This is a genomic window from Gordonia neofelifaecis NRRL B-59395 (genome assembly GCF_000192435.1).
In the GTDB taxonomy this organism is placed as follows: domain Bacteria; phylum Actinomycetota; class Actinomycetes; order Mycobacteriales; family Mycobacteriaceae; genus Gordonia; species Gordonia neofelifaecis.
This window is the reverse complement of the sequence record NZ_AEUD01000010.1, coordinates 155,127-166,401: the sequence shown is the minus strand read 5'-3', so window position 1 is coordinate 166,401 and position 11,275 is coordinate 155,127. Positions and strand designations below refer to the sequence as shown.

Below are 11,275 nucleotides of genomic sequence, written 5' to 3'. Positions count from 1 at the left end.
CAAAAAACTGACATGGTAAAAAATTCATCCAAAAACCAACCACCCACAAGGATGGCCGGCACATCTGTCCAAAAATCTCCATGCCACAAAACAAAAAACAATGTGGCACAGGAAATCCAAAACACACTATCGAGTTCTCAAAGAACACACACCCACCAGCACCAACCCCAAACAAACCAAGGCCGAACTCCAGCAGACATCTGCAATTATATTGCGGCCACCCCGTCTCCGGAGCAACCCCACCAGCCTAACACCACCGCGAGAGCTTCTGCAAATCGCTGGTCTTCCGTGGAATTCCGTTGATCGCCGATCCCCCGGCCGATGTGGCCGGCCCCAGCGCCACCCGCCGCGATCGACGTCGCGGTGAGTTCGTTGGGATTTCGTCTTCGCGGCCGGGCCGCTCTGACCTGGAATAAGTTACGCATCGGCGGTCGGATGGTCAAATCGCCTGGTCAGAAGAGTGAACGCCAGATGGTCCGGCAATCACTGCATCGTGATTCAGCCTGGCGTCGCCTATTCCCGCACCTTCCCCGCCCGTCGCAGGGCGCCTTCGATCCGGTCGATCACCCGAATTGCTCGGACAACCGAATTCGACACAGTGACGATATGTCGCCGCCGGCACCGACTGTCGAACAATGTCGGCGCGGCCTTCGCAACTAGAATGTGACTGTGAGTTACAGGTATTCTGCAAGCGTTCGGCATCTTATTGCGACGTCGACGCTCAGCTCGTACCGAAAGGCGACGACCCATGTCACAGTTCATCTCGACGGCGCTCTCACGGCTCGTCGTCGACGGGGCTCTTCCCCTCGTCGACTCGCGCATCGACGCGTCGACCGTGCCGTACACCGGAACGCCGCAGATGACGCCTAACGCGAATACTCGGTGGTCGATGGTTCATTACGGCGTCTTCGTTCCCAAACTCCCGGACCCGTACCGGTATCTGAACACGATGACGCTGATCGGTGCGCCCGGTGTGGAGATCTTCGACAACGACCAGCTGGCCGCGCGCGATGTGCGGAATACGACCACGGTGCTGACCTCCACGGCCCACGACGACCAGTATCTCTACCGGGCCTACGACGCGAGCCGGGACTGTACGTTCGCGCCCGACGGTTCGCATCTCCGCTGGTCGGACGAGTTGACCATCGACGTCGACGGCGACACGGCCCGGGTCAGCGGTCGCTATCCGAACTTCGCGGTCGACCTCGAACTGTCGATCACCGACCAGGTCTCGTTCTTCGTGAAGACGCCCGTCTACGACCATCTCAGCCGGCTGGCACCGTTTCAAGGCACCATCACCGACGACCGCGGCAGCACCGAGGTCTCCGGTCTCGGCACCTTCGAGTACGCGCGGGCGACCACCCACCAGCAGATCAGCAGAAGGGCGTTGCCCCCTCGATTGAAGTTGCCCGCCGACTTCTTCACGTATCAGATCATCGAGGTCGACGAGCGGACGCAACTGCTGCTGACCAGCGTCAGCGCCCGAGGTCGGAACGCCTGCCTGCTCGTTCACCTCCGCGTCCTCGGCGAGGAGACGCGAGTCTTCGACGACGTCCGGTTCGAGGTGCTCGGCTACGACGATCCGTTGGTCGACGAGTGGGGTCGGGCGATGCGGGTCCCGACCGGCTTCCGCTGGACCGCCCGCGATGGCGCCGAGTCGCTGCTGTCCATCGAGGCCGTGCCCGACAGCACCTGGCGGTTCGGACACGGACGCGGCTATGTCGGCGCGTACACCTACGCGGGTTCACTTCGAGGACAAGACATCTCGGGCACCGGCTACATCGAGTGGGTCGATACCCAGACCAAGCCGAAGTCCGTCTGGAGCTGATTCCGACCGACTTACGCCGGGAGAGCTTCGGCCTCTCGTCGTGCCACCTCGTAGGTCGCGGCCGCTTCGTCGGCGTCGGCGACCTGCGGCGGTGATCCGGTCAACGGCTGCCCAGCCGACTCTTTCAGGAAGACCACCGAGACCAGCCCGACCAGCCCGCTCACCACGAGCAGGATCCCGGGGACGAGGTTGTTGTCTGTCACGTCGACCAGTGCGGATGTCACCAGCGGAGTGGTACCACCGAACGCGGACACCGCGATGTTGAAGCCGATCGACAGCGCGCCGTACCGGACCGACGTCGGGAAGAGCGCGGGCAGTGTCGACGCGGTCGGCGCGGCGAAGCACGCCAGGATGACGCCGAAGACAGCGCAGGCGAGCATCGGCGCCCAGATGCCCTGCAGTCCGAGCAGATAGAAGAGTGGAACCGCGACCACGATCTGTGCGATGGCACCGAACGCGAACACGGGCCGTCGGCCCACCCGGTCGCTCAGTGCGCCGATGCCTACGATCAGGAGTACGACGACCACCATCGACAGCAGAACCATCAGGTCAGAACTCAACTGACTGCGACCGATCACGTCGGTGAAGTACGTCGGCAGATACGCGGTGATCATGTAGTTCGTGACGTTGTAGAGCGTCACCAGGCCGATGCAGATGAGCAGCGGCCGCCAGAACCGGATGAAGATGGTGCCGATCTCGCGGCCCGCGCTCTCGGCCTGCTTGACCTTGGCGTCGTGCTCATCGAGCTGGGCACGATAAGCCGGGGTGTCCTCCAGCTTGAGTCGCAGGTACAGGCCGACGATGCCCATCGGACCCGCGATGAAGAACGGGATGCGCCAGCCCCATTCGACCATCGCCGACTCGCCGAGCGCACCGTTGAGAACCGTGACGAGCAGCGAGCCGAGCGAATAGCCGATGAATGTGCCGAAATCGAGCCAGCTGCCGAGGAAGCCGCGTCGACGGTCCGGCGAGTATTCGGCGATGAAGGTGGTCGCGCCGCCATACTCCCCACCCGTCGAGAAGCCCTGCACCATGCGCGCGCACAGCAGCAGGATCGGCGCCCAGATGCCGATCGACGCGTACGACGGAATGAGTCCCACTGCGAACGTTCCGGCCGCCATCATGATCATCGTGATCGCGAGGACCTTCTGCCGTCCGACGCGGTCGCCGAGCGGACCGAAGAAGAAGCCGCCGAGCGGTCGAACCAGGAATGCGGCGGCGAAGGTCGCGAACGTCGCGAGGATCTGCGCCGACGACGACGCCTCCGGATAGAACACTTTTCCGAGAGTCACGGCCAGATAGCCGTACACGCCGAAGTCGAACCACTCCATCATGTTGCCGAGCGCTGCGGCCGAGATCGCCCGTTTGAGCATCGGCTGGTCGACGACGGTGATCGATTCCTCAGTCAGCGGCGGCTTACGTCTGATGAGCGAGGCGAGCGTGTGGAGTCGCAATGCCGCAACTCGACCAGCAGCCCCACGGAAGATGCGCGTCGTCTGATGTTTCGATTGAACATTCGACATTCGTCAACCGTAGGCACATCGACCGCCTCACTGTCGGACGACGCGCAAACTGCATCGTGTCGGAGACACTCGCCGGCGGTCATCGCTCCGTCTGCTGCTGCACGACGTCCATCGCCTCGACGACCCGTCCCCGCGAGACTCCCAGCTCTCGAGCGAAGATCGCCACCTCCATCGAGTTCATCGACGGCCGGCGCGTGCGAGCGTTCTGGTCGATGAAGGCGTTGATGATGGAGGTGACCGAGTTCCGTTGAATCTGGGTCAGCGTCTCCGATCCCCGTGGCGCGAGGTAGGGCGCGCCCAGCCCCTCCTCCGAGTACGCCGCGCTGATCCATTCGGCGATCGTCGACATCGGGAGCCCGAGGGCGTTGCTGAGCGACTTGACCACCGCGCCCGAAGGTCGGACATTGAGTCCACGAATCGCCCTCGACAGGGTGCTGGGATGCACGCTGACCTCGTCTGCGAGCGGTTGAAGACTCGCAGCACCATAGGAGTCGACGAAGCCCGCTTCGACGAGAGCGGAGTTCCAGGGTTCAGGGAGGATTGCGCGTGCCATGAATCGAAGTATTCCTTCACGCAACGCGCACGTTTCGCCGTTCGGTGAGCTTCCGTCTCAACGTACGACGGCCGATCTACGCCTGCTCCGCCGTCAGGACTCGAACCTGAAATGCCTGAACCAAAATCAGGAGTGTTGCCGATTACACCACGGCGGATTACTGCGGAGATGATTCTGCCACAGCCACCGCTCGGTGCCGTCAGGAGGCGGGGGCCCTGTTCTCGCGTGCGTGGATCTCGCTGTACGACATCGTCATGTGCTTCCGCAGGCGTGCCTCGGCGCGTCGTCGCTGCTTACGGCCGGCCCGTCGGCGCCAGGCGGCAGACGTCAGCATCACATGCCGTCGGCGGGCCGCGACCTCGGCCTCGAACCGCTCCTGATGCCGCTCCGTCCAATCGATCCCGTAGGCGGCGCGAAGCTGCGGCCCCGCCATGCCCCACGTGAAGAGTTTGATGCGAGGCATCCGGCGGACCACTCGCCTCGGGTGCGAGTAGGTGGTGAACACCTGCCGTCCGACGTCGCCCGGCAGGACGGTCTCCGGCGGATCCCACGGGGCGGCCCGGGCGAGCGGAATCGGGTACCGCGCCTCCCCCGCACGAATGCAGCGTTGCAGTGCGGCGTAGTCCGCGGGCCAGTCGACGAGGTCCATCTGCAGCAGCGTTCCGACCCGCGCGAAGTCGGCGACGAGGACGTCGAGCACGTCCTCGTCGATCTCTGCCACCAGCAGGCGATAGGTCTCGATCATGCTGTGGCACCAGGTCGCGGCCACCCACAGTTGATTCGCCGGGTCGAACACCGGCCGACGTCTGCCGGGTCCGGCCGCAGGACACCCCTCGTCGTCCTCCGGCACCCGGATCGTCGCGTGAATACGGTTGACGTCCCTGACCAGCAGCGCCATCGACTCGTCGTCGCACGCGGCAGTCATCCGCATGAACTCCATCGTCGCCGACCACCGATGCGCTGCCCGGTTGCCGTATCCACCGCTGTCCACCTCGGTCTGCGCGACGTCCGAATCGGCCAACTGCATCAGCGCCGCGCGCGGCCACAGGAGATCGCTGATCGAGTCGTCGAGCAGGCCCTGCAGCGTCGGTCGAGACCTGCGCCCCATTGTCAGATCATGTCCTTGTCGTGCTTCATGCGGCGTCGCAGGTCACGCATGAGCCAGCGCGATCCGCCGAACCGGATCGACTTCGGCAGGAACTTGTTGACGATCGAGACGAACGTGAACAGGTGCTCGAACCGCCTGCGGTCGTCCTCGGTCCACTCCAGTCCGAGCTGCGCCCGGAACATCGGCGGCAGGAAGCCGATGGTGAGGAACCGCAGCAGGTTCACGAACGGCAGTCGGATCAGCGGACTGATCATCTTGAGGTCGACGAGGTCGTTGAGAAAGTCGCACGTGGTGTCGTCGATGACGACGCGCTGGCACGCGTAGTTCCAGTATCGATCGAACTCCACACGGGTCGGCGGCCACATCTCGTTCGGCACCTGCAGGCTGGTGCCGAGCGTCTTCGCCGACTGGTAGAAGGTCTCGGCCTCCTCCTCCGTCATGACCCCGCTCAGCAGCTGATGCGAGTCCTCGATCCCGACGTACAGACAGGCCGCGACCCAGAGTTGCAGCTCACGGTTGAACGCGTTGTACTTCACCGGGCTGCGGGGATCCGACCGCACGTGCCGGTGCGCCGAGTTGACTGCCTCGCGGAACGCCTCCTGTTCCTCCGGCGATCCGAGAATGGCGACGGCCAGGTACTGGGTGGTGGTTCGGGCCCGCTTCCACGGATGCTTGGTCAGGGCGCCGGTCTCGACCTTGCTCTCCATCACGCCGTAGCCGACCTCCGGCCAGCCGAGTTGCATCACGACGTTCGCCGCGGCGCCCGCGAAGCTCCAGAAGTCGAGCGCCTCCTGCACGACCGGCGGCTTCCGCACACTCGTCGCCCGGCGTTTGCGCGTCGAGATCTTGATGCGGGTCTGCGCGGTGGTCACCTCGGGAACCGCGACGTCGAGGTCCGTCAGGTACTTCGTGTGGTACTTCGTCCAGTCGTAGTCTCCGTCCTGGTCCCGGTGCGCAGCAGTGGGCATCTCGCGTCCCTGTTCGGTGGGAGAGTCGATGGTCATGTCAAGTCCTCCTCGGTGAATCCTCAGGTGGTCGGGTCACACGGTCTGCACGTCGTCGACGAGCCACTTGCCGTCGTCGCGCTTCATCGTCAGCACCATGCGGTAAGGCTGATCCTTTCCGTTCGGGGCGACGACGTTGGTCGCCTTCTGGTCGACGAACAGAATCGCCGTCGCCTTGTCTCCGTCGATCGACGCGACCGCCGACTTCGCCACCTTCGCCGTGGCGACGCCCTGACCGTTGGAGACGATCTCCGTCAGGGCCTTCACCATCTCGTCGTACTTCTGCGCGAACCCCTGCGTCGACATCGCGGTGATCGCATCCCGGTTCTTGTTCAGGTCGCGGTAGTCGAAGCTGGCCAGCTTCGTCGCATAGTCGTTCGCGACGTCGAGCACCTGCTGCCTGTCGCCGGTCGCCGAATCGCCGCCTGCCGAGTCGGCGAAGTAGTGGTAGCCGAAGAACACGGTCATGGCGACGAACGCGGCGAGCAGCGCCGAGAGCACTGCGATCGCAGGCGGCCTGCGACGCACGGTCGCCGTCCGTCGCAGCGGGGAGACCTTCCGGGCGACCGGGCGCTCGGGCGCCGCACCGCTCGCCGTCTCGGCCTCCGCCGTCTCGACGTCGAGTTGCTCCGGGTCGACGTCGGCGCCGACCTCCATCACGTCGGTGTCACTTGCCATTTCGGGTCCTTTCCAAGAGGTCTCGCCACATCAGCAGCAGGTCGGAGCCGTCGGGAACCAACAGCGGGTCGTCGACGGCGGGTGGTCCGGCGACGCCGCCGGGGTACTTCCAGTTCTGCGTTCCGAGCGCGTCGGGACGAGGTGCGTTGACCGCACCGCGCTGTCCGTGACCGTTGCCGGGTGGGCAGTACCGCGCGAGGTTCGGCTGCGACGGCGTCAGGTCGCCGACGGCCCGTCGCGGCTCGTCGTAGAAGAGGCACACCGGGCCCTGCGCGGCGATGAGGGTGAAGTCGGCGCGGTTGTTCTTCACGATGGATCGCAGGTCCTGCAGCCCCTGCGGAATGGTCTTGAGTCCGGTCCGCAGAGCAGGCGAACGGTTCGCGATGATCGGCTCCACGGTCACCAGATTCGCGAGCACGCCGCCGAACGTGCCTCGGTACTCGTCGAACAACTGCTGTGCGCGCGTGAGCGACGCGGGCGACTGGTCGAGCAGGTAGAAGAAGACCGGCTGCGCGGCATCGAGCTGGTCGGTGAAACTCGCCGCCGACCGCATACCGGATTCGAAACTGCCGGTGTTGTCGGCCATCGCATCGAGGGTGTCGACCCATTCACCGAGCAGCCCCTTCAGGAGCGGTGCGTTGCGCCTGACCAGCGAGGCCATCGCGGAACCGTTGGCGACCAGCTTCGCGAGCGATTCGCCGTCGCCGGCGAAGGCTTCGGACAGCTCCGTCCCGATGGTGGCGACCGAGCCGTCACGCACAGTCTCCAACAGGTGCGCGGCGCGAGTGATGATGGCGTCCATCTGCATCGGTTGCTTGTCCGGCGGCGCAGCGATCTGGTCTCCGTCGCCGAGATACGGCCCGCCCGAGGCCGTGGTGATGATGTCGACCGTCTGGATGCCCGCCATCGAACCCATCGTCACCTGCAGGTACGAGTCCTTCGGGATCTGCACGTCTCCCCGCAACGAGAGTTCGACGTCCGCGGATTCGGCGCCGGGCGCCAGGGTCGACGAGGTGACCGTCCCGACGTTCACTCCGCGCAACGTGACTCCCGTTCCCGAGGAGAGGCCGAAGGCGTCCTGCATCGACGCGTGAAGTCGCAGCTTCGAGCCGAATCCGGCGGGACCGGCGATGTAGTTGATGCCCAGCGGAATCACGACGGCGGCCACCACGATGAACAGCACGAACTGGAAGGTCCCCGCGGGGAAGCGATCTCTCATCGGGCGCCTCCTCGGGCCGGCTCGGACGCTGGACTCGACTCCGCAGGAGTGCTCGACTTCGGTGCGGCACTGGGCTTCTCGCGATCCTTGCGCCGCGCCGACTTCGGTCTCATCCCACCGGTCAGCACGTCCGCGAGCTCACCGGGCGTCGGAAGCGGCTGGCCCGACGCGAGCATCCCTCCGGTCAGGATCTTGTCGATGCTGCCGGGGACATCGAGGGCGCCGTCGAACGAGAGATAGTCTCCGCGAATCGATTTCGAGAAGTTCGTCATGAAGGCGTTCATCTGAGTGAGGGTCCCGCCGACCTGTCCGTTGAACGACGACAGCGCCGCGACGAGCTTCTCCGCATCGGGTACCAGCTGATCGAGTTCGCTCTGGCGGCCCGTCGTGATGGCATCGAGGTTCTTCGCCAGCCCGGTGGTCTGATCCATCAGCGACGAGATCCGGTCTCGCTGCGCGGACAGCACCGACACCGCCTTCGGTGTCTGCTCGAGGAACTCCGATACCTTGCCCTGCTCGGCAGCGAACACATCGCTCACGCGCGCCGCCGCCTCCATCGCCCGGTTGAAGTCTGCGGTGTACGGCGACGTCCGCGACAACAGCCGGTTAAGGGTGTCGATCAGGTCGCCCACCTTGTCCGAGCGGGTGGCGAACGCCCGGTTGAGACTGGTCATGATCGATTCGAGCTGACCGAGACCACTGCCGGCGACGACATTGCCCAGGGCAGCCAGAGTGCCCTCCACCTGCGGGCCGACCGATGTCTCATCCGCCTCGATCCGGCTGCCGTCGGTCAGGCGGCCCGCCGGATTCTCCGGCGCCTCCAACCGAATGAAGGCCGTCCCCAGCGCGGACGGAATCTCCACCGCCGCAGTCACATTGGCAGGCAAAACCGTGTCCGGCTCGAGTTTGAGCGTCAATTCGGCTCCCGATCCCGTCAAACCGATGTCGGTGACGCGGCCGATCACCTGCTGACCGGTGCGAACGTCGGCTCCGGCCACCACGCCGTCGGCGACCTTGAAGTCCGCGGTCACCTGGAAGCCGCCGTTGCCGCCGCCCACCGGAAGGTCCTGAAGTCCGTAGGCACAGCCGGACACCGACATCGAGAGCACGACTGCGGTGCCCGCCGCCGCCTGACGGCGTCGTCGGAGGCGGTTCGGCCGGGCGCTCATCGCGGTCCCCCTCGGTTCGGGAGTGCACCGCCGCTGATGGCGGAGACGATGCCCAGCGGATCGGACATGGAGATCGGGAACGAGATGGGGTTGACCAGTCCGGCACCGACGCAGATCGGCATCGGGAACTTGTCGCACAGCGGCTTGAGCGTCTTGAACTGGGTGAGCGTGGTCGACACGTTGAGCCTGATCCGACCGCGGCGATCGGGTCCGATCGTGCTCGACAGGTTCTGCATCATCAGCGGAGCCAGGTCCATGAACTCGGCGAGTCCGGATCGATTGGCCGACAGTACTTCTCCGAGTTCCTCCAGGTTCGCCGCGACGATGCCGACGTCGTCGCCGTGCTCCGTCACGAACTGGTTGATCTGGTCGAAGACCGTCTTCAGATCGTTGATCGGCGTGGTGATGTCCTGATTCGCGTCGTGCCATTGGTCGGCGAGAACGCCCATCGAACGCACCAGTCCGTCGAGCGAGACCTGCTTGGCGTGGAAGGAGTTCATCAGCTTGTCGAGACTCGTGATGAGCCCTTCCACGTCGTCGGTCCGCGCACCGAATACGCTGCTCGCCGAGGCGAGTTCGGTCATGGCGCTGTTGAACTTCGGCCCACTGCCCTTCCATGCGGTCGCGGTCTTGTTCAGCAGGCTGCTGAGATCGGTCGAGCGCGTCGTGTCCTCAGGGCTGAGCACGTCGGTCAGCGTGCTCATGCTGCCCAGCAGTTGGTCGAAGCTGATCGGAGAGTGGGTGCGCTGCAATGGAATCGTGGCACCGTCGGCCAGCTTCGGGCCGTCGGTGTAGGCGGGTGACAGCTCCAGGTGCCGTTCGCTGATGACCGACGGGTTCTGCATGAACGCTCCGACGTCGGCGGGCAGCGCGACGTCGCCGTCGACGGTCATGGTGACCGAGACGTGGTCGCCCCTGGTCTCGAGGGAGTCCACCCGCCCCACCGGGACACCCAGAACCGTCACTTTGGAGCCTTCGTAGAGGCCGTTGACGAAGGCGAAGTCGGCGTGGACGGTTCGCACGTCCGGTTCCCGGACGAAGGCGTACCACAGCCCGGCCACCAACGCGGCGACCACGATCAGGACTCCGATCACCTTGCCGCCGTATCGCTTTCGCTGGCGGACTTCACGTACCTGACGGAAGGTCATCTACTGGCATCCCTTCATCACGCCGAGCACGCACAGCAGGCTGTCGGGCAGGATGGCGGCGGGCGAGTTCACATCGGCCCAGTTGCCGTTTCCGGTGGCGTCGGTGATGGTCCGCATCGCAGGCGGCAGGTCCACCATGATCGCGTCGATCTGTCCGACGTTCCGCTTGAGCGTGTCGGTGACGGACACGACGTTCGTGGTCAACTGCCCCATCGGGATCTGCGGGAAAGTCGCGGCCATCTTGCCGAGGATCAGTCGCAGGTTGTCGGCCAGGCGAGACAGGATCTCGCGGCGCACGACGAGCATCTGGGCGATCGCCTGTGCGTTGCCGAACGCCGTGGAGATCGAGTCGGCCTGCTGCGCCGAGATTCCGGCGAGTCGTTTGGCCATGCCGAGCAGGCGGTCGAGCTGCTGTCCGGTTCCGCTCACCGCGAGCGCGGCGCCGCTGACGCCGTCCATCGACGCGGTCAGCCGGTCCGCATTGGGGATCAGCGACCGCATCGTCGTCATCATGCTGCGGACCACCTGCGGATCGATGTCTGTCGAGGTGTGCACCACGTCGGCCGAGACGTCGTCGAGCGTGTACGAGTCGCCGGTCCTCGAGAGTGGGATGGTGTCGTCGGGCCCGACCCTGCCGGTGCCACCTGGGATGATCTCCAGATAGCGCTTGCCGAGCACCGTACGGAGCCGGACGTTCGACCGCGTGCGGTTGCCGAGCGGCTGCTCGTCGTCGAGGCGGAAGCCTACTCGGACACGGTCACCGGCGAGTGCGATGGATTCGATCCGGCCGGCCGGGACGCCGGCAACCAGCACCGGGTCGGACTTGGTGAGACCGCCGGCATTGTGCAGTTCCGCGGTATACGGCGAGGTGCCCGACCGATAGGTGAGCTGCGGTACGCCGATGGCCGCGACCATGAGGACCACCAGCACGACGATTCCGGCGGTGCCGAGCACCGCGGGTGAGGCTCCCGAACCCCGACGTTCGGGTTTGAAGATGAATTCGAGTACCCCGACGAAGACGTCGATCAATCTGACCAGAAACATT

The 11,275-nt window shown here is 65.1% G+C and carries 10 protein-coding genes and 1 tRNA gene; 1 reads left to right on the top strand and 10 read right to left on the bottom strand.

Annotation, left to right across the window (positions count from 1 at the left end):
* The first annotated feature begins 748 nt into the window (after positions 1 to 748).
* Entirely contained in the window at positions 749 to 1,828 is a 1,080-nt protein-coding gene (locus SCNU_RS12730; protein ID WP_009679793.1) for a DUF6670 family protein, read from the top strand.
* Between the two features lie 11 nt (positions 1,829 to 1,839).
* Here SCNU_RS12730 and SCNU_RS12725 read toward each other — a convergent pair whose 3' ends face one another.
* The 10 genes from SCNU_RS12725 to SCNU_RS12680 all read right to left on the bottom strand — a co-directional run bounded on the left by SCNU_RS12725 (position 1,840) and on the right by SCNU_RS12680 (position 11,274).
* Positions 1,840 to 3,282, bottom strand: a complete 1,443-nt coding sequence (locus SCNU_RS12725) for an MFS transporter (protein WP_009679792.1) — start codon at positions 3,280 to 3,282, stop codon at positions 1,840 to 1,842.
* Positions 3,283 to 3,430: 148 nt separating this feature from the next.
* Positions 3,431 to 3,904: a helix-turn-helix domain-containing protein gene (locus SCNU_RS20045; RefSeq protein WP_009679791.1), complete on the bottom strand. Its 474-nt coding sequence runs from the start codon at positions 3,902 to 3,904 to the stop codon at positions 3,431 to 3,433.
* Positions 3,905 to 3,989: 85 nt separating this feature from the next.
* Positions 3,990 to 4,061: transfer RNA gene (locus tag SCNU_RS12715), tRNA-Gln, on the bottom strand.
* 42 nt (positions 4,062 to 4,103) lie between these two features.
* Positions 4,104 to 5,012, bottom strand: a complete 909-nt coding sequence (locus tag SCNU_RS12710) for an oxygenase MpaB family protein (protein WP_009679790.1) — start codon at positions 5,010 to 5,012, stop codon at positions 4,104 to 4,106.
* Between the two features lie 2 nt (positions 5,013 to 5,014).
* Positions 5,015 to 5,980, bottom strand: a complete 966-nt coding sequence (locus SCNU_RS12705) for an oxygenase MpaB family protein (protein ID WP_050792823.1) — start codon at positions 5,978 to 5,980, stop codon at positions 5,015 to 5,017.
* Positions 5,981 to 6,052: 72 nt separating this feature from the next.
* Complete coding sequence (locus tag SCNU_RS12700) at positions 6,053 to 6,694, bottom strand: hypothetical protein (protein ID WP_009679788.1); 642 nt, start codon at positions 6,692 to 6,694, stop codon at positions 6,053 to 6,055.
* On the bottom strand, positions 6,684 to 7,913 hold the full coding sequence (locus SCNU_RS12695) for an MlaD family protein (RefSeq protein WP_009679787.1): 1,230 nt from the start codon (positions 7,911 to 7,913) through the stop codon (positions 6,684 to 6,686). The genes SCNU_RS12700 and SCNU_RS12695 overlap by 11 nt, the downstream gene beginning before the upstream one ends.
* Positions 7,910 to 9,082 (bottom strand): MCE family protein, encoded by a 1,173-nt coding sequence (locus SCNU_RS12690; RefSeq protein ID WP_009679786.1) that lies wholly within the window; start codon positions 9,080 to 9,082, stop codon positions 7,910 to 7,912. Before SCNU_RS12690 ends, SCNU_RS12695 begins: the two co-directional genes overlap by 4 nt.
* On the bottom strand, positions 9,079 to 10,230 hold the full coding sequence (locus tag SCNU_RS12685; RefSeq protein ID WP_009679785.1) for an MCE family protein: 1,152 nt from the start codon (positions 10,228 to 10,230) through the stop codon (positions 9,079 to 9,081). Before SCNU_RS12685 ends, SCNU_RS12690 begins: the two co-directional genes overlap by 4 nt.
* Positions 10,231 to 11,274 carry an MlaD family protein gene (locus tag SCNU_RS12680; RefSeq protein ID WP_009679784.1) on the bottom strand — a complete coding sequence of 348 codons (1,044 nt, stop codon included), beginning with the start codon at positions 11,272 to 11,274 and terminating at the stop codon, positions 10,231 to 10,233.
* Position 11,275 lies beyond the last annotated feature (1 nt).